Raw genomic sequence first — 22,823 nt, 5'->3', positions numbered from 1 at the left:
AATATTTAAAACCTTCCTCATTCAGGAAGGTTTTTTTATGTTCTAATTTTTTTTGAATAAATACTATTTTGTTTGTTAAATTAAAATGCCTGATTAATAAGTATATTTTTATATTTGGCTAAATATTTAACCAAAACAAATTAAAATGAAGAGAATTTTTTTATCTGCTATTGCAGTTATGGCATTTGGTTTTGCAAATGCTCAGGATGGACACTTTAAAGTTGGAGCACACGCTGGTGTGGTTTTAGGCGATTTAAAAGATTCCTATACTGCTAATTTAGGTGTTGATGTGGCGTATCTTTGGAATGTTGCTGACAAATTCAGCGTTGGAGCAACAACGGGTTATACCGCTTATGTCCCAAAATCTAACGACTATGATTATGGTTATGGACATTTTGAAATTAAAAGCCCTAATGCTGGTTTCATTCCGGTAGCAGCAACTGCACAATATTCAATTACCGATAATTTATTTGTTGGTGCTGATTTAGGATATGCAATTTATGCATCAAGCGGAGACGGAGATGGAGGAGTTTTGTATCAGCCAAAATTTGGATATCAAAACCAGAAAATTGAATTGTTTGCTTCTTATAAAGCCATATCTGACGATGCGACACTTTCTTCTTTAAACATCGGATTCAATTATAAATTCTAATTTATAGTTTGCTATATTTTTAAAACCTTCCTTAACCGGGAAGGTTTTTTTATGCCTAAAAAATGTTTTACTTTGTGAATATGAAATGGAATAATTATATAAAAGATTATCAATCGTATTTAAGGATAGAAAGAGGTTTGTCTAAAAATACAATTGAAAATTACAGCTTTGATATAGAGCGATTGTGTCTTTTTTTAGAGGTCAATCAAATTGATGTTTCTCCCATAAAAATTACCGACGAAACGGTACAGCAATTTATATATGCGGTTTCAAAAGAAGTAAATCCAAGATCGCAGGCAAGAATTATTTCGGGTTTAAAAAGCTTTTTCAGCTACTTGGTTTTTGAAGATTATCGAAATGATAGTCCGTTAGAGTTAATTGAAAGTCCTAAAACAGGACGGAAACTTCCGGACACATTATCAGTTAAAGAAATTGATGCGCTTATTGCGGCAATTGATTTAAGCAGTAACGAAGGCGAACGAAATCGTGCCATGCTCGAAACGCTTTACGGATGCGGGCTTCGGGTTTCTGAATTGGTTACGCTTAAAATATCCGATTTATTTTTTGATGAAGGTTTTATCAAAATAACCGGAAAAGGAAACAAGGAACGTTTCGTGCCCATTGGAAAATTGACAAAAAAATACATCGAAATCTATCAGGATGAGATTAGAGTTCATCTCAATATAAAAAAAGGCTGTGAAGATACTTTGTTTTTAAACAGAAGAGGAAATCAACTGACACGCGCCATGATTTTTACAATTATAAAAGATTTGGCAGTCAAAATCAATTTAAATAAAAGCATCAGTCCGCATACATTACGCCATTCTTTTGCTACCCATTTGCTGGAAAACGGAGCCGATTTACGATCGATTCAGTTAATGCTGGGGCATGAATCTATTACTACAACCGAGATTTATGTTCATTTAGACAGGAGTTTCTTAAAAGAAGTCATGCATTCTTACCATCCGCGTAAATAATTTTCACGGCAGTTGTTAATTTTTAAATCAAAAATTAATACCTTGTATTAAAGTTTTACATTAAAGCGAGTAAAATAAGCTGATTTTTGAGCATTCTTTAGCTCGAATTGGTATAGTATTATTTACTTAAATAGCGATATATGGTTTTTGATTTATACAGTAATGAGGATTGCTTAGAAATAAATAATTTTTACAGGAAGTTGTTTGCCGAAATGCCTGATCTGCTTTTTCAGTTTATCATAGACAGCGATAATAACTACACTTTTCCTTTAGTTAGTAAGTCGGCAGATGAAATTTTTGAAATTTCTGTAGAGGAGTTTACAGATGATATCAAATTGATTATTTACGAACGAATTTTTGAACAGGATCGGGATTTGTTTTTTCAATCTTTGGTTAAAGCCAGAAAAGATATAGAACCGTGGCAGATTGAATTTAGAGCTGTTTTGCCTAAAAAAGGGCTTCGATGGTTTAAGGTTAAGGCCAAAACAGAATTATCGGCTGAGGGAAGAGTGAGCTTTTTTGGGCATATTTCGGATATTACGGAATTAAAAGATAAAGAAGAAAAGCTTCGTATTTCTGAAGAACGATTTCAGTTTGCTCTTGAAGCTTCGACGGCCGGAATATGGGATTGGGATATGGTGACTAATAATGTTTTTTATTCTTCGCTTTCGCTTAAAATTTTAGAATTAGAATCGGCAGATATTTTTGATGATCCGGAACGCTGGGATAAAATCGTGCACCCGGATGATCTTCCAAAATATTATTCAGATATCAGAGAACATTTCGATAATAAAATTCCGTTTTACGAAAATTACCATCGTGTAATGACTTCAAGCGGTAATTATAAATGGATTCTGGATCGCGGAAAAGTGATTAAACGTGATGAAAACGGAAAGCCGCTGCGTGTTATTGGAACTCATACCGATGTTTCTGCTCAAAAAGAAAAAGAATTAGAATTGCTGAAAACAATGAAATTGTACAGCGATCAAAACAGCCGACTGTTGAATTTCTCTCATATTGTTTCGCATAATTTAAATACACAGGCCGGAAATATCAAAACGATTTTAGATTTTATTGATGCCGATGGAGACAGGGAAACGGTTACAGAAATGCTGGAACATCTTCGAACGGTTTCGAATGATTTAAATGAGACGATTTCTAATTTAACACAAATTGTAAAAACCCAAAGTAATATCAATATTGCGGTTGAGCCTTTAAAACTTCATGAGTACATCGAAAAAACAATTTCGACTATTAAAGGGTACGACAAACAAAAGAAAGTTACGATTGTAAATAATGTACCGCAGTATTTAACGATTAACTTTAATCCGGCTTATCTGGAAAGTGTACTGCTTAACTTTACCACAAACGCCATAAAATATGCGCATCCAGATCGTGATCCGCTTATTGTTTTTGATTTTGGAATTGAGCCGGAAGGGTATAAGTCCTTAAAAATTACAGATAACGGTTTAGGTATCGATTTGAAAGTATATGGAGATTTATTGTTTGGAATGTATAAAACATTTCATAAACACAACGAAGCAAGGGGAATTGGTTTGTATATCACCAGAAATCAAATAGAGGCCATGAAAGCGACTGTTTCTGTAGAAAGTGAAGTTGGAGTAGGGACCAGTTTTAAAATCGTTTTTAATGATCTTTAAATTATCTATAAACAAAAAGGCTGTCTTGATCAAGACAGCCTTTTTTTGGTTTTATATAAATGGAGAATTATTTCGCAATATTGACTGCTCTTGTTTCTCTAATTACTGTAACTTTTACCTGACCTGGATAAGTCATTTCTGTTTGAATTTTTTGTGAAATCTCAAAAGATAGGTTTGCTGCGTTATCATCAGAAACTTTTTCGCTTTCTACAATAACACGTAATTCTCTACCAGCCTGAATTGCATAAGCATTTTTAACACCGCTGAATCCGTAAGCTACATCTTCAAGATCTTTCAAACGCTGAATGTAAGAATCTAAAACCTGACGTCTTGCGCCTGGTCTTGCTCCAGAAATAGCATCACAAACCTGAACGATTGGAGATAATAACGATTTCATTTCGATCTCGTCGTGGTGTGCTCCAATAGCGTTGCAAACTTCTTCTTTTTCACCGTATTTCTCAGCCCACTGCATACCTAATAATGCGTGTGGTAAATCACTTTCTGTATCTGGAACTTTACCAATATCGTGTAGTAAACCAGCTCTTTTAGCCAGTTTTACATTTAAGCCTAATTCAGCTGCCATAATACCGCAAAGTTTAGAAACCTCTCTCGAGTGTTGTAATAAGTTTTGTCCGTAAGAAGAACGGTATTTCATTCTACCCACTACTTTAATCAATTCTGGGTGTAAACCGTGAATTCCTAAATCGATAACAGTACGCTTACCAACCTCGATAATTTCGTCATCAATTTGTTTGGCTGTTTTAGCAACAACTTCTTCAATTCTTGCCGGGTGAATACGTCCGTCAGTTACTAATTTGTGCAAAGACAAACGAGCAATTTCTCTACGAACAGGATCAAAACAAGAAAGAATGATAGCTTCTGGTGTATCATCAACAATGATTTCAACTCCGGTTGCCGCTTCAAGGGCTCTAATGTTACGACCTTCACGACCAATGATACGTCCTTTTACATCATCAGACTCAATGTTGAAAACAGAAACGCAATTTTCAACTGCTTCCTCAGTTCCAACTCTTTGAATTGTATTGATGATGATTTTTTTAGCTTCTTGCTGTGCAGTAAGTTTAGCCTCTTCAATCGTATCTTGAATGTGAGACATAGCTTTGCTTTTAGCTTCGGCTTTTAAACCTTCAACTAATTGTTCTTTTGCTTCTTCTGCAGAAAGTCCGGAAATTACTTCAAGCTGTTGTAATTGACTTTTGTGTAATTTGTCAACTTCAGCTTGTTTTTTGTCCAGAACTTCAATTTTATTATTGAATTCAGCCGTTTTAGCTTCAAAATCGTCATTGACTTTTTTGGCTTTAGAAAGTTCGTTAGAAACTTGAGATTCTTTATCACGCACTCTTTTTTCTACTTCGGCTACTTTTTTATCGCGTGCCAAAATAACTTGTTCGTGTTCAGATTTTAATTCGATAAATTTTTCTTTTGCTTGAAGTATTTTATCTTTCTTAATATTTTCGGCTTCTAAATTAGCGTCTTTTAATATTGAAGCGGCTTCTTTTTTAGCGTTTTTGATTAGGTTTGAAATATTACTTTTCTCGATAATTTTAGCTATTGCAAAACCTGCTGCAATACCTACAATACCAATGATGATCGTTATGATGTCCATGTTTGTTAGGGTTTATATATAAAAAAAGCCTACATTAATTGCTTGTATAAACTCGTAAAGACAAGTTTTGAGCTAACTCACTGTTCAAGTTTCCCGGTCAAAGCTGGGCATACTATAGTAGCGACGATTTGCTCATTCTAAATTGTTAGTGTTGAGTTTACCAATTGTGAACTAATGTAGGCAGTATCTTAGTTTCTGTAAAGAACGTTTAATTTTCGAGATATTGATCTAAAAGCGAATTTAATCTTTTAATTCTTTCGATAGTTTCTTCGCCATCGATTGCGTTATCAATTTGTTTTTGTTCCACCTGCGATGCAAATTGCAATGCGCACATGGCTAATACATCTTGTTTATCGCGAACTGCGTAACTTTCTTCGAATTGCTTAATCATAGCATCAATTTTTTTTGAGGCGCTTCTAAGGCCTTCTTCCTGAGCGGGTTCAACCGTTAACGGGTAAACGCGGTCGGCAATTGATATTTTAATTCTAAGCTTTCCGTCCATGTTTTCTAATCTGATAGTTGTGCTATACAGTAATCAATTTCGCGAATTAATGAATTTATTTTAAGCTTTGTCTCTCTCTTGTTGTTGTCGCTGCCAAGTAACGAATTGGCTATTTTAAGTGTTTCATATTGCTTTTTCAAAGCTTCCATTTCTTCAGATTGTTTCTGGATAATTTGCACGGCTTTGGCTAATTCTAATCGTAATTCCTGATTATTTTTTTCAAGGCCTTTTGACTTTTCAAAAAGCTTCTCGACTTTATATTCAAGAGTATCAATTATTTCGGCAATTACACTCATTATAAATCCTATTCATTACTTAATCATACAAAGTTAGTATTCCTTTTTATTAATGCAATTTTTTCTCGATTTTTTTGCATTAAAAATAGACAAATAAATGAAATTCAATCAATTGTGTTTTTGTTGGTTTTTTCTCGGTTTTTACCTGTTAATTTTTTATCTTAGCAAAAATGTTACCTATGAAATTATCAGTATTTGCCTTATTCTTTTGCCACTTTCTATTTGCCCAAACACAGTATCCTAAAGATTATTTCCGTCCGCCGCTGGATATTCCAATGCAGCTTTCGGGGAATTTCGGAGAGTTAAGACCGAATCATTTTCATGCCGGTTTTGATTTAAAGACCAATCAAAGAGAAGGATTAAATGTGTATGCCATTGCTGATGGATATGTGTCAAGAATAAAAATTTCGACTTTTGGAAACGGAAAATGCATTTACATTACGCATCCAAACGGATATACTTCTGTGTACGGACATTTGCAGACACCAATAGGGCCAATTCTGGATTATGTTAAGAAAACGCATTACAAAGAAAAGGCATACGAAATTGAAATGTTCCCAAAACCAGACGAACTTCCGGTTACAAAAGGACAATTAATTGGGCTTTCAGGAAATACAGGATCTTCGGAAGGGCCACATTTGCACTTTGAAATTAGAGACACTAAAACAGAATTTGTAATCAATCCGATATTTTTTGGCTTTGATAAAAATATAAAGGATACTAAAAAACCAACCTTGTCAAGTTTATATGTTTATCCTTTAGACAATGCGACGGTTAATCAGTCTAAACAGCCTTTGCTGGTTAATATGACACTTCAAAAAGACGGAACATATTTAGCAGGAAAAGTAAAAACAAACGGAAAAATTGGTTTTGGGATTAATGCCGTAGATACCGATGATGTTTCTCATAACAAAAACGGCGTTTTTAATGTTTCAGCTTTTTTAAACGGAAATCAGAATTACAATTACCAGTTCAATACCTATTCGTTTGACGAAATGCGTTTCATTAACGCTTTTATCGATTATCCAAGATATAAAAAGACAAGTCAGCGTGTTCAAAAACTTTTTATGAAAACGCCTTTTGCCTTAAGTATTATTAAAACCGATGCTGAACGCGGTATAATTTCGGCGCAGCCTAATCTGGCTTCGACTTATAAAATTGAAGTTTCGGATTATTTCGGAAATCAAAATTCAATTACCGTTCCAATTGAATACGATACTGCAACACCGCTTGTTCAGGCAGAACCTGTTACGTCAAAATATTTTGTCAGATATAATAAGGATGCAAATTTCGAGAAAGATAATATGTCAGTTTTCTTTCCGGCAGGAACTTTCTACGATGATTTTAATATGAACTTTGATGTAAAAAACAATAAAGTTTACATTCATGATGATACGGTTCCCGTACATTCAAACTTTACCATTACGATTAAAGACGACACTTATCCTGAATCTTTGCGCGATAAATTATATATAGGAAAAGGAAACAGCTATAACGGAACGATTAGAAAAGGAGATGTTTTTACTGCCAAAGCTAAAATATTAGGAACATACGGTTTAGTTCTAGATACTATACCGCCGGTTATAAGAATTACAAATCCTGTTGAAGGAAAATGGATCAGCAGTCAGAAAAAAATAGACTTTACAATTAGCGATTCTTCCTCTGGAATTAAGTCTTATAACGGATATTTAAACGGAACCTGGGTTTTATTTGAATATGAAAATAAAAGCAAAAGAATTACCCATACTTTTGATGATCAGTATTTGATTGAAGGCGAAAATATTTTAAAAATTGAAGTGGTTGATAATGTAGGAAATTCTACTATCTTTGAAACTCGTTTTTTTAGAAGTCAACAAAAATAAAACCCAAATCCTTGAATAAAAACCGGTTAATATTCGCTTTGCTTTTTTTGTGCTTTACTTGTGTTTCATTTGCTCAAAATGCTCATGTAAAAGGTATTATTTTAGATAATGAAAATCATCCGGTTTCTAATGTAAACATAACATCGGGTAAAAATAATACCCAATCTGATATTAATGGTTTTTTTGAAATCGAGGTACTTTCCAATAAAAAATCGTCGATTATTTTTACACACATTTCTTTAAAAATGATCAGCCTTACGGTGAGTTTAAAACCCAATGAAGTTTTTGTTTTTAATCCTGTAATGAATAATTCTCAGGAACAAATGGGAGAAGTTTTTGTTTCTTCCAAAAATAAAAAACGAGTTCAGGGAATTACAAATGTAGAAACCGCGACCATAAAAAAGATTCCGGGTGCCAATGCAGGAATAGAAAATATTCTAAAAACACTTCCGGGTGTCAATTCAAATAATGAATTAAGTACGCAATATGCAGTTCGTGGGGGCAGTTATGATGAAAATTTAGTTTATGTAAACGAAGTCGAAGTTTATCGTCCGTTTTTAATACGTTCAGGACAGCAGGAAGGATTGAGTTTTACGAATACAGATTTGGTTCAGAACGTAGATTTTTCTGCCGGAGGATTTCAGGCCAAATTTGGAGATAAATTATCTTCTGTTTTAGATATTACCTATAGAAAGCCAACTCAGTTTGGTGCTTCTCTTGAAGCAAGTTTTTTAGGCGGAAGCGCGTCTGTCGATTTGGTTTCAAAAAACAAAAAATGGTCGGCCGTTACCGGAGTTCGTTACCGAAATAATAGTCTGCTTGTAAACAGTCAGGATACTCAAACGAATTATAAGCCCACTTTTGCCGATTTTCAAACGAATATAAACTATGATATTTCTGAGAAATGGCAAGTAAGCTTTTTAGGAAATATCTCGGAAAATAAATATTTGTATCAGCCTTTAACCCGCGATACAAAATTTGGGACTATCGATCAGCCAATGGCTTTGGCCGTTTATTATGAAGGTCAGGAAAAAGATCAATACGATACTTATTTCGGAGCTTTAAAAACAACTTATAAAGTTTCGCCTTCGCTGACTTTAAAGTTTATTGGTTCCTTATTTCATACTACAGAACAAGAGCATTTCGATATTCTGGCTCAATACCGTTTAGGAAATGTTGATCCTGAAAATCCAACAAACCCATCATCAATCGATTTTACGCGAGGTATTGGTTCTCAACTTAATCACGCCCGAAACGATTTAGATGCCTTAATTGCAAATGCTGAGATTAAAGGGTTTAAAGAGTGGAAAGAAAGCCAGCTTGAATTTGGGTTAAAATATACCAGAGAATCAATCCGGGATAGAGTTGTAGAGTGGGAGATGATCGACTCGGCAGGGTTTTCTATAAATCCGCCATTGGTTATTCTGCCCAAAAACAATCAGCCTTATTCTCCTTATACTGGTCCGCTTTTGCCTTATCAGGATATTCGCGCTACTAATTTTAATACAATTAATAGATTTTCCGGATACGCACAATGGAATAAACAATCAGAATTGGGTTCGAGCCAGATTTGGTATCATATTGGAGCGCGTTTTCAGAGTTGGAATGTTTCCGGAGCTTCAGTAGAAGGAAAAAATCAAATTGTGGTAAGTCCGAGAGCTCAGTTTGCTATAAAACCAGATTGGGAGCGTGATATGGTTTTCAGGATTTCTGGAGGATTGTATCATCAGCCACCGTTTTATAGGGAACTTCGAGATTTAGACGGCGTTGTAAATCCGAATGTGAAAGCGCAGGAAGCAATTCATGTGGTTTTGAGTAACGATTATAATTTTAAAATGTGGAATCGCCCTTTTAAATGGGTTACCGAAGTTTATTATAAATCGCTTTCGGATGTAAATGTATATTCAATCGACAACGTGCGAATTCGATATGTAGCCAATAATAATGCAAAAGCATACGCACAAGGTCTTGATTTTAGATTAAATGGCGAATTTGTTCCGGGAACGGAATCTTGGGTAAGTTTTGGATATTTAAAAACCGAAGAAAACTACGAAAACAAAGGTTATATTGCCCGACCGACCGACCAGCGTTTGAAATTTGCAGTGTTGTTTCAGGATTATATGCCTAATATTCCTAGTGTAAAAGTATATCTTAATATGGTTTACAATACTGGTTTACCAGGCGGTGCGCCAGCTTATTCTGATCCGTATTTATATCAAAACAGATTAAACGATTACAGGCGAGCTGATATTGGTTTTGCTAAAGTTTTTGTTGATGCCAGCACGCAGAGTTCTAAAACAAGCTGGTTGAAAAACTTTAAAGAATTAGCTGTCGGATTAGAGATCTTCAATCTCTTTAACAATCAAAATGCAATTACAAATACTTGGGTTCGCGATGTATATTCTAAAAATCAATATGCGATTCCAAATTATATGACTTCAAGAGTTTTTAATGTAAAGATCAATGCGAGATTGTAAACTTTTTGAATTTGTCTAGTAAAATTCAATAAAAACCAAAATTACAATCAAAAATAGTATATTTGGTAATCGAATATAATCATTGCAGATGAAAAAGTATTTTAAATATATCGCCATAGTAACTTTCGGAACATTAATTAGTTGCCGAGAGGAAGTTCAAAAGCCAAAAGTAAGTTACGACGTATCAAATAAGGTAAGTGTCACAAAAGCTGATTCTACGCAGGTAGAAGTTGCCGATTTGCCTATTCAAATGCAAGGGACAGATTACTTAATTCACCCGGTTGGTGACTTAAGAGTTTATGAAAGAGGTTCGAAAGCCCGTTACGGATCTTCGAGTGTAAACGATGTGAGCTTTACTATTTCTAATTTAGGTGAATATGAAATTACGGGTTATCTTCAAAACCTGAAATTTCAAAAAGTCGATTCAGATTCTATACGTCCTTTATCAGATAAGCCAGTTTTGATTTTAACGGCTACTTATTTAAAAACGGTTGCAGACAGAACACATAATAATGTTATGGTATATACGCTGACAGATTCTGATACCAATAAAGATGGAAAAATTGATACAAGCGATATTAAAACTTTGTATCTAAGTAATATCAGCGGTGAAAATTTTACAAAAGTCTCTGCAGATCTTCAGGAATTAGTTGACTGGAGTTTAATCGAATCTAAAAACCGTTTATATTTTAGAACAATTGAAGATACTAACCAAAACGGTCAATTCGATAAAAACGATGTCCTGCATTATAATTATATAGACTTAGCTTCTAAAAAATGGGAAGTGAAGAGTTATAAACCTATTTAGAGGTTCTGAGATGCTAAGGTTCTGAGGAGCTAAGATTTTGGAATCAAGAAAAAGCTCTTTAAAAATTAAATCAATTAATTTTTAAAGAGCTTTTCTTTTAAGGGGTGTTTAAAAAAAAAACTTAGAATCTCAGAACCTTAATACCTTAGTATCTTAAAAAGAACCTTAGCACCTTTATATCAATATGTCACTTTCCAGGTCAGATTTTTCGATTTCAAAACCAAATTCCAGGCGCTCTACCAATTCGATTACGAGTTTTTTATACCAGTTTTCAGATTTTGGATGAATGTATATTTTCTCAATTAATTGATTGATATCAATGTTGATTTTTATTCCGTCGTTTAGTTTGATATCACTTTTTGAAGTGTCGGTAAGAATGCGTACTTCGCGCTCGTACTGAAAGCTTTTTCGTTTAAATAAAAACGGAAAAAACAAATCATCAAACGGAATATACTCTTTTTTATAATCGATGTAATTGACTTCGCCAATATACTGGTCAAAATTATTTTCGGGCTTTACTGCTTTTTGAAGTCTTCCAATTGTAGATTGAATCGCCAAACCTTCATTGTTTTTTGTAAAGATCTGCCACATCGCAAAAGATTCATATTCGTTAATATGCCAGCTGCTAATGGCTACTTTTTCGCGATGCGTTTTATGGTAATTTAAAAACTCAGGATTATCAGCGGCCAATTTTTTAATTTCTTCGAAAGTAGGTTCGCTGAAAGTTCCTTCGTATTGATCTTCAAACTTATCAGAACGAGACATGAATAGTTTCTTCGAAAGTAATAAATCAAGGAATTTAGATAAGTCGAGGTATTTCCAAACAATAGTATCAGGGTCGTCCGGAAGTTTTAGGTTAAGGCTGTTAAGATACATTTCTGAAAGAATTAAAGTTTAATCTTTAACCAACCTAAAGTTATAAAAATAAACACAGATTAAAGAAACTAAACGGAGTTTTAATGTTTCCTTAATCTGTGTAGATTATTTGTTCTATGTGTAAGTCTTTAAGATTCGAAAGACTGCATGGTCACTAATTTGTTATAAGTGCCATTGTGGGCAATTAATTCGTCATGCGTTCCCTGCTCAACGATTTTTCCTTTTTGCATTACCACAATAACATCTGCTTTTTGAATAGTCGAAAGCCTGTGAGCAATTACGATTGAAGTTCTGTTTTGCATCATGTTTTCAAGCGCAACCTGAACAAATTTTTCGCTTTCGGTATCTAATGCTGATGTCGCTTCGTCCAGGATCATAATTGGCGGATTTTTCAATACCGCTCTGGCAATAGACAAACGTTGTTTTTGTCCGCCGGAAAGTTTGTTTCCACTGTCGCCAATGTTAGTATAAATTCCTAATGGCAGATCTTTTACAAATTCGTATGCGTTAGCAATTTTCAAAGCTTCGATAATTTCATCATCATTAGCATCTAGTTTTCCTAATGCAATATTAGCTTTGATGGTGTCATTAAATAAAATACTGTCCTGAGTTACTAATCCCATTAAACTGCGAAGCGATTGCAGGTTCATGTCTTTAATGTTGACTCCATCAATAGAAATAGAACCGTCAGTTACATCATAAAAGCGGGTTAATAAGTTCGCAATGGTACTTTTTCCGCTTCCGGACTGCCCAACAAGTGCAACAGTCTGCCCTTTTTTAATTTTAAGAGAAAAGTCTTTTAATACATTTTCGTCTTCATATTTAAAGTTGATATGCTCAACACTTATGTTGTCATCAAAAGTTGTTTTTTCAATAGCATCAGGTTTAGACGTAATGGTGTTTTCCTGATCTAAAATCTCCAAGACACGTTCTGCGGCAGCATTTCCTCTTTTTACTCCGTAGGAAGCTTTAGAAATTGCTTTTGCAGGAGTCAGGATATTGTAAGCTAATCCCATGTAAGCGATAAAAGCAGCGCCGTCTAAGGTTTTGTCAATTAAAACCATCTGGCCTCCATACCAAAGTAATACAGCGATAACCGTAATTCCCATAAATTCACTCGCTGGTGAAGCTAAGTTCTGACGGTTACCAATACTGTTTGATAGATTGAAAAAACGTTCTGTAGAGTTTTGGAAAACGCTGTTGAAGTAATTTTCAGAATTGTATCCTTTTACCACTTTCAAGCCGCCTATAGTTTCTTCTATAGTCGATAAAAAAGTACCTTGTTCTTGTTGTGCTTTTGTAGATTGTTTTTTAAGCTGTTTCCCGATTAATGAAATGATATAACCTGAAACCGGAATAAATATAAAGACAAATAAAGTTAATTTCGGACTGATAATTAACATTGTCGTTATAGTAAAAATAATCGTTAATGGCTCTTTTACAATAAGCTCGAGAATAGCCAAAAACGAGTTTTGAACCTCATTTACATCGGCAGAAATTCTGGAAATTACATCTCCTTTTCTTTTTTCAGAATAGAAAGCCAAAGGCAGCTCCAGTGTTTTTTTGTACATCGCATTTCGCATGTCTCTTAAAACACCATTTCGTAAAAAAGTGATAAAAAACATGGCAGCATAATCGGCTAAGTTTTTAAGCAAGAAGATCGAAATAATAATCGTAACCATTATCGATAGAACATACCCGGATTCGTGTGTGCCTTTTGTTGTTGTAATATAGTAGCTCAAATAGTCTTCGCCATATTGCTGGATTTTCATTATCCCGTGAAATACCGGTTTTACTGAGTTCTGTTTTGTTTTATCAAAAAGAACCTGAAGCATTGGTATTAACGCAACAAACGAAAGAGTACTGAAAAGCGCATATAAAACATTGAAAAAGATGTTTAAGAATGCGTATTTTTTATATGGATATATAAAAGGAACTATTTTTTTGAAATTACTCATTTTTATGTATATGGTTTTCTGCTATGGCAATGGCTCTCTCGAGTTTTTCCAGCAATAATTTTTTTTCTGGTAATTGGGTTAAATAAGCTGAGACTTTAATTTGTTCATCATTATCCAGCATTAAATAATTAATCTGTTCAGGTGATTTTTCACTGCACAAAATTAATCCAATTGGTTTGTTTTCTCCTTCTTTTTGTTCGTTTTTCTCTAGCCAGCGCAAATATAATTCCATTTGTCCTTTATAACCAGCTTTAAACTTTCCTAATTTTAAATCTATGGCAACCAGACGTTTTAAACCGCGATGATAAAAGAGAAGATCGATGTAAAAATCTTCATCGTCGATAGTTATTCTTTTTTGTCGGGCCAGGAATGCAAATTCACTTCCCATTTCAGTAATGAAATTTTGAAGTTGTGCTAAAATGGCGCTTTCTAAATCTTTTTCAGAATAGGTGTCATGAAGTCCTAGGAAATCTAAAAAATAAGGATCTCGAAAAGTTAAATCTGCACTGATTTGCTTTTCGTTTTTTAATAAAGCTAAGTCGTTAACGATTGTTTCTTCTGGTTTTTTGCTGATGGCAGTTCTTTCAAAAAGCATGCTGTCAATTCGATCTTGTAAAGTCCGTACACTCCAGTGTTCGTGAATACTCATTTGAATATAGAATTCACGCTTTATATTATCTTCTATGTAAATTAGTGATCTAATATGAGACCAAGTCAATTTTGCACACAGTGTGTGCAAAATTGTAAAGTCTTGTATAACAGAGTTTAACTTGATAAAACTTTGTAAGTTTCTTTTGTTAAAGCCTATTCCGTATTTCTTGGTTAAAGCTTCGCTTAATGCAGGAATTATTCTCTTTCCATAATCAGCTCTGTCGTTTTTTAGAATTTCATCATTGATGCTTTTTCCAATCTTCCAATATAAGAGCGTCAATTCCTGATTAACTGTTTTGGCAACAAAATGACGGCTTTGATCTATTAGTCCAATTATTGAATCTAATAGTTCGGGTTTATCATGTGTGTCAAGTTTGTTACTCATTTTATTAATTCAATTGCATATCTGCAATGATATTCTGTATTTTTTGGTCTAAGAAACTTTCGGCATCATCAAAATCTAAAACCGATTCTAATTCTGCATTTACGCTGATGTAGAATTTAATTTTTGGTTCCGTTCCGCTTGGTCTTGCGCAAATTTTAGAACCATCTTCTGTATAATAAATCAATACGTTTGATTTCGGAATATCCATAGAAGATTCTTCGTTTGTCAATAAGTTTAATGCTGTCGATGATTGGTAATCTTCAACCATAATTACACGCTGACCGTTAATTTCTTTCAAAGGATTTTGACGTAAATTAATCATCATTTGATTGATTTCCTGTAAGCCTTCCATTCCTTTTTTAGTCAGCGAAACTAAAAATTCTTTATAAAAACCATTTTCAACATAAAGTTGTAAAAGTTCTTTATAAACAGAACTTCCTACAGCTTTGGCCTGCGCAGCAACTTCGCATATTAATAAGGTAGCGGCAACCGCATCTTTATCTCTAACAGCATCGCCAACCATAAAGCCGAAACTTTCTTCGCCTCCGCCAATAAATTCCAATTCAGGAAAATCTTTGATCATTTTAGCGATCCATTTAAATCCTGTTAATCCAACTTTGCATTCAACGCCGTAGCTTGTTGCTAATTCCATCATCATTGGAGTCGAAACAATAGTGGAGCCTACAAATTGTTTTCCGTTAATTTTTCCGGCTTTTTTCCATTGTTTTAAAAGGAAAGAAGTCATTAAAATCATGGTTTGATTTCCGTTAAGCAAAATCATTTTGCCGTCGTTGTTTCTAACAGCAACACCAAGACGATCACAATCAGGATCTGTACCTACAACAATATCAGAATTTGTTTTATCTGCCAAAGCCAAAGCCATTGTCAAAGCTTCTGGTTCTTCTGGATTTGGAGATTTTACAGTTGGGAAATCCCCGTCTGGAACTGCCTGTTCCGGTACAATATGAACATTTTTGTATCCTGCCTGCGATAAAGTATCAGGGACAGATTTTATAGAGGTTCCGTGCAATGAAGTAAAAACAATATGAAGATTGTCTTTGGCTTCAGTTGGAGTATTAAAACTCGCATTGTCTATAGACGATTTTACAAACGCCTTGTCAATTTCAGTATCGATATACTGAATCAAACTTTCGTTTGCGCTGAATTTAATCTTATCGTAGCTTAAGTTTTCAATTACATTAATAATTGCAGCATCTTGCGGAGGAACAATTTGTCCGCCATCTTCCCAATACACTTTATAACCGTTATATTCCGGCGGATTATGCGAAGCCGTAAGAACGATACCACATTGACAACCTAAATATTTAAGTGCAAAAGACAATTCCGGAGTAGGTCTTAAATCTGAAAACAAATAAACCTGAATTCCGTTTGCCGAAAAAACATCAGCAACCACTTTTGCCAAAGTATTACTATTATGACGGCAATCGTAAGCGATAACAACCTTTAAAGGCTGATTTGGGAAAACCTCATGTAAATAATCAGATAAACCCTGAGTATTTTTTCCAAGTGTATATTTATTAATTCTGTTGTTTCCAACGCCCATAACACCACGCATACCTCCAGTTCCAAATTCAAGGTTTTTATAAAAACTTTCCTCAAGTTCTTTTGGCGAAGTAGTCATTAATTCTTTTACAGCTGCTTGTGTTTCCTGATCAAATGTTGGTGTTAACCATTCGTTTACAGCGTTTAAAATATTAGGAGCTATATTCATGTAAATGTCTTTTTAATGTTTTAAATAAAGATAAGTTTTTTCAGGAGCTGATTCCTGCTGTCCACTTATTCCCGATTAATAAAAACTACGGCTAAAAAGCCTTGTTTTTTTAAATCGGGAGATGCCGTTCCCATCAGGGCTAGGACTTTACGTTAAAAATTAACCTCTCGGGATACTTTATAACGTTCTTCGTTGTTTTTAGTTCTCAAAATAATTTCACCTAAAAATCCGGCTAAGAAAAGCTGAGTTCCAAGGATCATGGTAGTTAAAGCGATAAAAAACCACGGATTATTAGTAACCAGGCTGTATTTCATTCCGTTATACATATGGTATAGTTTTGAAACACCAATATATCCCGCCGATAAAAATCCGATGATAAACATAATAGAACCCATTGCGCCAAATAAGTGCATGGGTCTTTTTCCGAATCTTGATAAAAACCAAATGGTGATTAAATCAAGGAATCCGTTAATAAAACGTTCCATACCAAATTTGGTTTCACCATATTTACGAGCTTGGTGAATGACAACTTTTTCTCCAATTTTGCTAAAACCTGCATTTTTTGCCAAAACCGGAATATAACGGTGCATTTCGCCCGAAACTTCAATGTTTTTTACAACCGCATTTTTATAGGCTTTTAAACCGCAGTTAAAATCGTTCAGCTCAACGCCCGAAGTTTTTCTGGCGGCCCAGTTAAACAATTTCGAAGGTAAATTTTTAGCTACAACAGAGTCGTAACGTTTCTTTTTCCATCCAGATACCAGATCAAATCTTTCTTTGGTAATCATTTCATACAATTCCGGAATTTCGTCTGGACTGTCCTGCAAATCGGCATCCATCGTAATGATAACATCACCTTTTGCTTTTGCAAAACCAGCGTGTAAAGCCTGCGATTTTCCGAAATTCTTCATGAAACGAATTCCTTTTACATTAGGGTTTTCGTTAGAAAAACTTTCAATAATATTCCAAGAATCATCTGTACTTCCATCATCTACAAAAATGATTTCATAAGAGTAATTGTTAGACTGCATCACTTTAATAATCCATGAATAGAGTTCTTTAAGCGATTCCTCCTCGTTTAGAAGCGGTATAAGTATAGATAGATTCATTTATAATTTTTATTCTTGTGTAGATTTGCTTTTAAAAAATGCAGCTAAAATTAATCCTAAAATAGAGTAGCCCACAATACTAAAAACCAATGCTTTTAATTGTTCGATAGTCGAGAACGGACTGTTTTCTTTCATTTTAGCCAAAGCTTCGTTTATGGCAGAAGCAGGAGTTCCAAATTTTTGTAATGTTTCGGCCATATATTTAATAAGTAACTGCTGTACCGTTTCTTTTGCTCCCGGATCAATTACATTAAATAATAGGATACTGAACAAAGTAGAAATTGCAACAGCAATTATTGTAGCTATAAAAAAAGTGGTAAAGGCATCTTTAAAAGAGAAAAAACCGATCTCTTTTTTTGTTTTTACCAGTAATAAAATACCAACTACTAAATAAATAACAAACGACAGACCGCCAATCCAGCCAGAAACAAACAATTTTAAATCAATGGCATATATGCTTGCCGTGATTAACGCCAGAATAATACCTAAGGTAATTCCGTATGTAACTCCATTCTTTTTTATAACTTCATTAATCATATTTATATATGTTTTAAAATTAATCCACAAATATAGCAATTCCCAATATATTCGAAGAGAAAAAAAGCTTTTAGAATTTAACTAAAAAAAAGTAAGCTAAGTATTTGTTTATTAAAAAAGAATTGTAAATTTGCACACTCAAAATTAATTAAAATTTTAAACAAAAAGGAGCATTGTTTGTTTATACCTTTTTCTAACCATGAAAAAGCTTCAAAATAAAAATGTTCTAAACAATAAATAAAAAGAAAAGATGAAAAAAGGAATTCACCCAGAAAATTACAGATTAGTTGCATTTAAAGACATGTCAAATGATGACGTTTTTATCACTAAATCTACTGCAGATACAAAAGAAACAATTGAAGTTGACGGAGTTGAGTATCCAGTTGTAAAAATGGAGATTTCTAGAACATCTCACCCTTTTTATACTGGTAAATCTAAACTTATCGATACTGCAGGACGTATTGATAAATTCAAAACTAAATATGCAAAACACGCTAAAAAATAATAGCTGTTTTAAATTATACAAAAGCCTTCCAATTTGGGAGGCTTTTTTTATGGAATTGTAAAATTTAACCGCAAAGTGCGCAAAGATTTTTATCTGACATTATGTTCAAAAAATACAAAGTTCGCAAAGCTGCATCTATACAAAGCTTTGCGAACTTCACTTTTTATAAAAACTTAATAATATAAACTTTGCGCACTTTGCGGTTAAATGATTACCAATATAAAAAATAGGTTAGCCCAAAAGCAATTATTTTCTTATTTTGAATAAGAGTCCTTTTAATCAAACACATAAATATTTGTAACTTTGGTCTCGGTAACCAAATCAAATTTTAACACATTAAATTAATTGTATGAATTACATTCTTTTTGACGGTCCCGTCCGGAATGCTTTATTACCTTTTACATTTACAAGGCCCGTGGCCGATATCTTAATCGGAATCATGACGATTCGCCAGAAATGGGAAACACGCTTAGGTTCGACTATAACAACAATTACTGAAGACTACTTATCTGCCAAATTCCCAATGGTAGAAATGGAAGAAAATGTAATGATAAATGCAGCATATTTGCCAAATGATACGCTTGCAGAATTAGTTTCTGATTTAAAACCAAATCAGGCAATTTTTAAAGGAGATGATGTAATTGCTTTTTTTACAACTGAAAACCAGGAAGAAGTTGATTTCGATTCGTATGAAATCATTCACTATAACGATGAATGTTTGACAGTTGAACATACTTGGGATATTTTTTCAAAAAATGATGCAGCAATCCGTATTGATTTTGCTTATTTGACCGAAGACAGAAAATCGCATCCTATTCCTAAAAGCGTAAATACAATTGCGCCGGAGAATATTTTTATTGAAGAAGGAGCAAAATTAGAGTTTGTAACTTTAAATGCTTCAAACGGTCCTATATATATAGGTAAGAATACCGAAATTATGGAAGGTACGGTTATTCGCGGCCCTTTTGCTTTATGCGAAAATGCCATGGTAAAAATGTCGGCGAAGGTTTATGGTGCAACGACTGTTGGACCCGGATCCCGAATAGGAGGTGAGGTTAAAAACTCAGTTCTTTTTGCCAATTCAAATAAAGGTCATGAAGGATTTCTTGGAGATTCTGTTTTAGGCGAATGGTGTAATATAGGGGCCGATAGTAATAACTCAAACCTAAAAAACAATTACGAAGAAGTAAAATTGTGGAGTTACGAAACTGAAGGTTTTGCCAAAACCGGACTTCAGTTTTGCGGTTTAATGATGGGAGATCATAGTAAATGCGGTATCAATACCATGTTTAATACGGGAACCGTTGTTGGAGTAAGCGCTAATATTTTTGGAAGCGGTTTCCCGCGTAATTTTGTTCCGAGTTTTTCTTGGGGTGGCGCAGCAGGTTTTACAACTTATGTAACCAAAAAAGCTTTTGAAACAGCAAAATTAGTAATGGGAAGACGAAATGTAGATTTCGACGAAACAGAATCTGCAATTTTAGAACACATTTTCGAAGAAACAAAAAAATGGAGAAAAGATTAATTCAATTAGATAATTAGTCAATTTGATAATGAGATAATTTAGCAAACCCGACAGGTTTTTAGAACCTGTCGGGTTTATGTTTTTTTAAGGTTTTAGAGAATTTTCTAATTTTCTAATTGACACATTTTCTAGTTTTACTTATTTATCAATCTTAATGAAATCTCCTTTTAAGTTGAATTTTAATTCTAAACCGTTGCTTAGTTTTGTTTCGTAGCCAGAGGATCCTAATTCTATTTTGGTTACTTTCTCTTTAGGGAAATTTGTTTTTATATAAGAAGCGATTTTTTTCGGAATAATAGATTTTGGGATTTTAGCGTTTTTTCCATCCACTTCTTTCCAGTTTCCTTTTTTGTCAAATTCAATTTCAATTTGATTGTCATATTGCACTTTGTATTCTGTCGAAAGGATTTCTTTGTCTTCTAGTATATAACTCGGTTTTTTTGATCCAAAATGAGTTTTTAAGAAGGTTTGCGCGTTTGCGGGTAAAGCTTCTTTTTTAATTACCGTTTTTTGCGCATTTGCAGAAAGTCCGAATAGTAACGCTGAAATTAGGCTGGCTGTCAAGTTTAATTTCGTTCTCATATTTTGCTGATTTTTAAATTCTTATACAAGGTAAGATTTAAATTTTAAAAGAGAAAAACCTAAGCAGCTTTTAAAATCAGTCAATTTTTTTTAGCCACAGATTGAAGGATTTTCACTGATTATTTTTTAAAGAATCGTATAATATACAAAAAAATCTTTTTAATGCCTTTAATCTATGGCAAAAAAAAGCAGAATTATCTAATTATCACATTTCCAAAATTATCTAATTTTCAAATTGGCACATTATCTAATTAAATCTATCTTTGCAGCACGAAAAAAATGGGTAGTCAGATAAACGATTAACCGATTAAACAAAATTCACAAAAACAAATGATTACAGTTAACGATATTTCGGTTCAGTTTGGTGGAACTACACTTTTTAGCGATGTTTCTTTTGCTATCAATGAAAATGATAAAATTGCCCTTATGGGTAAAAATGGTGCGGGAAAATCGACACTTCTAAAAATAATTGCCGGTCAAAGCAAACCTTCTACCGGAAGTATCTCTACACCAAAAGATGCTGTTGTGGCTTACTTGCCTCAGCATTTATTGACTAAAGACGGTTCGACTGTAATGGAAGAAGCATCTAAAGCTTTTGGCGAGATTTTTAGAATGAAAGCCGAAATTGACGAAATCAATGAACAATTAACTGTTCGTACTGATTATGAAAGTGACGAATACATGAAATTGATCGAAAGAGTTTCGGACTTAAGCGAGAAATATTATGCAATCGAAGAAGTAAATTATGAGGCTGAAGTTGAGAAAATTTTAGTTGGTTTAGGTTTCGAGCGCGAAGATTTTACCAGACAAACTTCTGAGTTTTCAGGAGGATGGAGAATGCGTATTGAGCTTGCTAAAATTTTATTGCAAAAGCCGGATCTGATTTTACTGGATGAGCCTACCAACCACATGGATATTGAAAGTATTCAATGGTTAGAAGAATTCTTGGTAAATTCAGCAAAAGCAGTTGTGGTAATTTCGCACGATAGAGCGTTTGTAGATAATATTACAAACCGTACGATCGAGGTAACAATGGGAAGAATTTACGATTATAAAGCGAAATATTCTCATTACTTAGAATTAAGAAAAGATCGTCGTATTCACCAGCAGAAAGCGTATGACGAGCAGCAAAAAATGATTGCTGATAACAGAGCTTTTATCGACCGTTTTAAAGGAACATTTTCTAAAACAGATGCGGTTCAGTCTCGTGTAAAAATGCTGGAAAAATTAGAAATCGTTCAGGTTGATGAAGTAGATACATCGGCATTGCGTTTAAAATTCCCGCCTGCGGCACGTTCTGGACAATATCCTGTTATTGTAAAAGAAATGGCGAAATCGTATGGGGATCATGTGGTTTTTAAAGATGCTAATATTGTAATCGAGCGTGGTCAGAAAGTGGCTTTTGTTGGAAAGAATGGTGAAGGAAAGTCTACGATGATCAAAGCCATTATGAAAGAAATTGGCGTTGATTCTGGAAGTGTTGAAATTGGGCACAATGCACAAATTGGATATTTTGCACAAAACCAAGCTTCATTATTAGACGAAAATGCAACCATTTTCGAAACGATTGATGCTATTGCGGTTGGAGATATTCGTACGCAGATAAAAAACATTCTTGGAGCATTTATGTTTCAGGGTGATGATATTACCAAAAAGGTAAAAGTACTTTCAGGAGGAGAAAAAACACGTTTGGCAATGATTAAATTATTGTTGGAGCCAGTGAATTTATTAATTCTGGATGAGCCTTCGAATCACTTGGATATGAAAACCAAAGACATTATAAAAGATGCTTTACGCGATTTCGACGGAACTTTGATCTTGGTTTCTCACGATCGTGATTTCCTTGACGGATTAGCAACTAAAGTTTTTGAATTTGGAAACAAACGAGTAAAAGAACATTTCGAAGATGTTGCAGGTTTCCTTGCTCATAAAAAAATGGACTCGATGAGAGAAATCGAAAAGTAATTTAGTTAAAAACATGATAATATAAGTAAAGCGTTAGTTAATTCTAACGCTTTTTTTATTTAAAAAAATATAGAAAAATGATTATTAAATAAATGTTAAGAAATATGATATAAGTCAGATTTATAACTGTAAAGAC

The 22,823-nt window shown here is 33.9% G+C and carries 19 protein-coding genes; 9 read left to right on the top strand and 10 right to left on the bottom strand.

Features of this window, described 5'->3' with window-relative positions:
* Window positions 1-145: 145 nt before the first annotated feature.
* From AC1RRQ_RS19015 to AC1RRQ_RS19005, 3 genes are all read left to right on the top strand, one after another.
* Entirely contained in the window at window positions 146-652 is a 507-nt protein-coding gene (locus tag AC1RRQ_RS19015; RefSeq protein ID WP_493024582.1) for a hypothetical protein, read from the top strand.
* Window positions 653-732: 80 nt separating this feature from the next.
* A complete protein-coding gene (gene xerD, locus AC1RRQ_RS19010) occupies window positions 733-1,629 on the top strand; it encodes a site-specific tyrosine recombinase XerD (RefSeq protein WP_493024581.1) in 897 nt (298 codons plus the stop codon).
* A 140-nt stretch (window positions 1,630-1,769) separates the two neighbouring features.
* Window positions 1,770-3,290 carry a sensor histidine kinase gene (locus AC1RRQ_RS19005; RefSeq protein WP_493024580.1) on the top strand — a complete coding sequence of 507 codons (1,521 nt, stop codon included), beginning with the start codon at window positions 1,770-1,772 and terminating at the stop codon, window positions 3,288-3,290.
* Window positions 3,291-3,357: 67 nt separating this feature from the next.
* Here the strand turns inward: AC1RRQ_RS19005 and rny are convergent, their stop codons facing one another.
* The 3 genes from rny to AC1RRQ_RS18990 all read right to left on the bottom strand — a co-directional run bounded on the left by rny (window position 3,358) and on the right by AC1RRQ_RS18990 (window position 5,715).
* Window positions 3,358-4,917 carry a ribonuclease Y gene (gene rny, locus AC1RRQ_RS19000; protein ID WP_493024579.1) on the bottom strand — a complete coding sequence of 520 codons (1,560 nt, stop codon included), beginning with the start codon at window positions 4,915-4,917 and terminating at the stop codon, window positions 3,358-3,360.
* Window positions 4,918-5,125: 208 nt separating this feature from the next.
* Entirely contained in the window at window positions 5,126-5,419 is a 294-nt protein-coding gene (locus tag AC1RRQ_RS18995; RefSeq protein WP_012022231.1) for a cell division protein ZapA, read from the bottom strand.
* Between the two features lie 5 nt (window positions 5,420-5,424).
* The gene (locus AC1RRQ_RS18990; RefSeq protein ID WP_276381932.1) at window positions 5,425-5,715 is read right to left on the bottom strand and encodes a coiled-coil domain-containing protein; all 291 of its coding nucleotides are present in this window, start codon (window positions 5,713-5,715) and stop codon (window positions 5,425-5,427) included.
* A 179-nt stretch (window positions 5,716-5,894) separates the two neighbouring features.
* Between AC1RRQ_RS18990 and AC1RRQ_RS18985 the strand changes: the two genes are divergently transcribed.
* The 3 genes from AC1RRQ_RS18985 to AC1RRQ_RS18975 all read left to right on the top strand — a co-directional run bounded on the left by AC1RRQ_RS18985 (window position 5,895) and on the right by AC1RRQ_RS18975 (window position 10,862).
* Window positions 5,895-7,577 carry a M23 family metallopeptidase gene (locus tag AC1RRQ_RS18985; RefSeq protein ID WP_493024578.1) on the top strand — a complete coding sequence of 561 codons (1,683 nt, stop codon included), beginning with the start codon at window positions 5,895-5,897 and terminating at the stop codon, window positions 7,575-7,577.
* An 11-nt stretch (window positions 7,578-7,588) separates the two neighbouring features.
* Window positions 7,589-10,054: a TonB-dependent receptor plug domain-containing protein gene (locus AC1RRQ_RS18980; protein ID WP_493024577.1), complete on the top strand. Its 2,466-nt coding sequence runs from the start codon at window positions 7,589-7,591 to the stop codon at window positions 10,052-10,054.
* Between the two features lie 88 nt (window positions 10,055-10,142).
* Complete coding sequence (locus tag AC1RRQ_RS18975) at window positions 10,143-10,862, top strand: hypothetical protein (RefSeq protein ID WP_493024576.1); 720 nt, start codon at window positions 10,143-10,145, stop codon at window positions 10,860-10,862.
* A 174-nt stretch (window positions 10,863-11,036) separates the two neighbouring features.
* Here the strand turns inward: AC1RRQ_RS18975 and AC1RRQ_RS18970 are convergent, their stop codons facing one another.
* The 6 genes from AC1RRQ_RS18970 to AC1RRQ_RS18945 form a co-directional block, all read right to left on the bottom strand.
* Window positions 11,037-11,738 carry a hypothetical protein gene (locus AC1RRQ_RS18970; RefSeq protein ID WP_493024575.1) on the bottom strand — a complete coding sequence of 234 codons (702 nt, stop codon included), beginning with the start codon at window positions 11,736-11,738 and terminating at the stop codon, window positions 11,037-11,039.
* A gap of 128 nt (window positions 11,739-11,866) precedes the next feature.
* Window positions 11,867-13,696, bottom strand: a complete 1,830-nt coding sequence (locus tag AC1RRQ_RS18965) for an ABC transporter ATP-binding protein (RefSeq protein ID WP_493024574.1) — start codon at window positions 13,694-13,696, stop codon at window positions 11,867-11,869.
* Window positions 13,689-14,732 (bottom strand): PDDEXK nuclease domain-containing protein, encoded by a 1,044-nt coding sequence (locus AC1RRQ_RS18960; protein ID WP_493024573.1) that lies wholly within the window; start codon window positions 14,730-14,732, stop codon window positions 13,689-13,691. The genes AC1RRQ_RS18965 and AC1RRQ_RS18960 overlap by 8 nt, the downstream gene beginning before the upstream one ends.
* Before the next feature lie 4 nt (window positions 14,733-14,736).
* Window positions 14,737-16,464: a phospho-sugar mutase gene (locus AC1RRQ_RS18955; RefSeq protein ID WP_493024572.1), complete on the bottom strand. Its 1,728-nt coding sequence runs from the start codon at window positions 16,462-16,464 to the stop codon at window positions 14,737-14,739.
* 152 nt (window positions 16,465-16,616) lie between these two features.
* Window positions 16,617-17,573 carry a glycosyltransferase family 2 protein gene (locus AC1RRQ_RS18950; protein ID WP_493024571.1) on the bottom strand — a complete coding sequence of 319 codons (957 nt, stop codon included), beginning with the start codon at window positions 17,571-17,573 and terminating at the stop codon, window positions 16,617-16,619.
* A gap of 9 nt (window positions 17,574-17,582) precedes the next feature.
* Entirely contained in the window at window positions 17,583-18,110 is a 528-nt protein-coding gene (locus tag AC1RRQ_RS18945; RefSeq protein ID WP_493024570.1) for a DUF4199 domain-containing protein, read from the bottom strand.
* A 250-nt stretch (window positions 18,111-18,360) separates the two neighbouring features.
* Between AC1RRQ_RS18945 and AC1RRQ_RS18940 the strand changes: the two genes are divergently transcribed.
* Both AC1RRQ_RS18940 and AC1RRQ_RS18935 read left to right on the top strand, forming a co-directional pair.
* Window positions 18,361-18,615 (top strand): type B 50S ribosomal protein L31, encoded by a 255-nt coding sequence (locus AC1RRQ_RS18940; protein ID WP_011921626.1) that lies wholly within the window; start codon window positions 18,361-18,363, stop codon window positions 18,613-18,615.
* A 349-nt stretch (window positions 18,616-18,964) separates the two neighbouring features.
* Entirely contained in the window at window positions 18,965-20,140 is a 1,176-nt protein-coding gene (locus tag AC1RRQ_RS18935) for a GlmU family protein (RefSeq protein WP_493024569.1), read from the top strand.
* Between the two features lie 138 nt (window positions 20,141-20,278).
* On the opposite strand, the gene AC1RRQ_RS18930 is transcribed toward AC1RRQ_RS18935, so the two are convergent.
* Complete coding sequence (locus AC1RRQ_RS18930; RefSeq protein ID WP_493024568.1) at window positions 20,279-20,722, bottom strand: PepSY-like domain-containing protein; 444 nt, start codon at window positions 20,720-20,722, stop codon at window positions 20,279-20,281.
* 330 nt (window positions 20,723-21,052) lie between these two features.
* On the opposite strand from AC1RRQ_RS18930, the gene AC1RRQ_RS18925 reads away from it, so the two are divergent.
* Complete coding sequence (locus tag AC1RRQ_RS18925) at window positions 21,053-22,687, top strand: ABC-F family ATP-binding cassette domain-containing protein (protein ID WP_073486269.1); 1,635 nt, start codon at window positions 21,053-21,055, stop codon at window positions 22,685-22,687.
* The last annotated feature ends 136 nt before the right edge of the window (window positions 22,688-22,823 follow it).

This window comes from Flavobacterium sp. GW821-FHT12A05 (assembly GCF_058807735.1).
The sequence above is the reverse complement of the archived record's forward strand: the minus strand, read 5'-3'. Positions and strand labels throughout refer to the sequence as shown.

Bases quoted from the DNA above. Each gene is read 5' to 3' on its own strand.
- AC1RRQ_RS18960 (WP_493024573.1), bottom strand. From the start codon at position 14,732: ATGAGTAACAAACTTGACACACATGATAAACCCGAACTATTAGATTCA.
- AC1RRQ_RS18940 (WP_011921626.1), top strand. From the start codon at position 18,361: ATGAAAAAAGGAATTCACCCAGAAAATTACAGATTAGTTGCATTTAAA.
- AC1RRQ_RS18950 (WP_493024571.1), bottom strand. From the start codon at position 17,573: ATGAATCTATCTATACTTATACCGCTTCTAAACGAGGAGGAATCGCTT.
- AC1RRQ_RS18995 (WP_012022231.1), bottom strand. From the start codon at position 5,419: ATGGACGGAAAGCTTAGAATTAAAATATCAATTGCCGACCGCGTTTAC.
- AC1RRQ_RS18965 (WP_493024574.1), bottom strand. From the start codon at position 13,696: ATGAGTAATTTCAAAAAAATAGTTCCTTTTATATATCCATATAAAAAA.
- AC1RRQ_RS18945 (WP_493024570.1), bottom strand. From the start codon at position 18,110: ATGATTAATGAAGTTATAAAAAAGAATGGAGTTACATACGGAATTACC.
- AC1RRQ_RS18970 (WP_493024575.1), bottom strand. From the start codon at position 11,738: ATGTATCTTAACAGCCTTAACCTAAAACTTCCGGACGACCCTGATACT.
- AC1RRQ_RS19005 (WP_493024580.1), top strand. From the start codon at position 1,770: ATGGTTTTTGATTTATACAGTAATGAGGATTGCTTAGAAATAAATAAT.
- AC1RRQ_RS18935 (WP_493024569.1), top strand. From the start codon at position 18,965: ATGAATTACATTCTTTTTGACGGTCCCGTCCGGAATGCTTTATTACCT.
- rny (WP_493024579.1), bottom strand. From the start codon at position 4,917: ATGGACATCATAACGATCATCATTGGTATTGTAGGTATTGCAGCAGGT.
- AC1RRQ_RS19015 (WP_493024582.1), top strand. From the start codon at position 146: ATGAAGAGAATTTTTTTATCTGCTATTGCAGTTATGGCATTTGGTTTT.
- AC1RRQ_RS18985 (WP_493024578.1), top strand. From the start codon at position 5,895: ATGAAATTATCAGTATTTGCCTTATTCTTTTGCCACTTTCTATTTGCC.
- AC1RRQ_RS18930 (WP_493024568.1), bottom strand. From the start codon at position 20,722: ATGAGAACGAAATTAAACTTGACAGCCAGCCTAATTTCAGCGTTACTA.
- AC1RRQ_RS18975 (WP_493024576.1), top strand. From the start codon at position 10,143: ATGAAAAAGTATTTTAAATATATCGCCATAGTAACTTTCGGAACATTA.
- AC1RRQ_RS18990 (WP_276381932.1), bottom strand. From the start codon at position 5,715: ATGAGTGTAATTGCCGAAATAATTGATACTCTTGAATATAAAGTCGAG.
- AC1RRQ_RS18955 (WP_493024572.1), bottom strand. From the start codon at position 16,464: ATGAATATAGCTCCTAATATTTTAAACGCTGTAAACGAATGGTTAACA.
- AC1RRQ_RS18925 (WP_073486269.1), top strand. From the start codon at position 21,053: ATGATTACAGTTAACGATATTTCGGTTCAGTTTGGTGGAACTACACTT.
- xerD (WP_493024581.1), top strand. From the start codon at position 733: ATGAAATGGAATAATTATATAAAAGATTATCAATCGTATTTAAGGATA.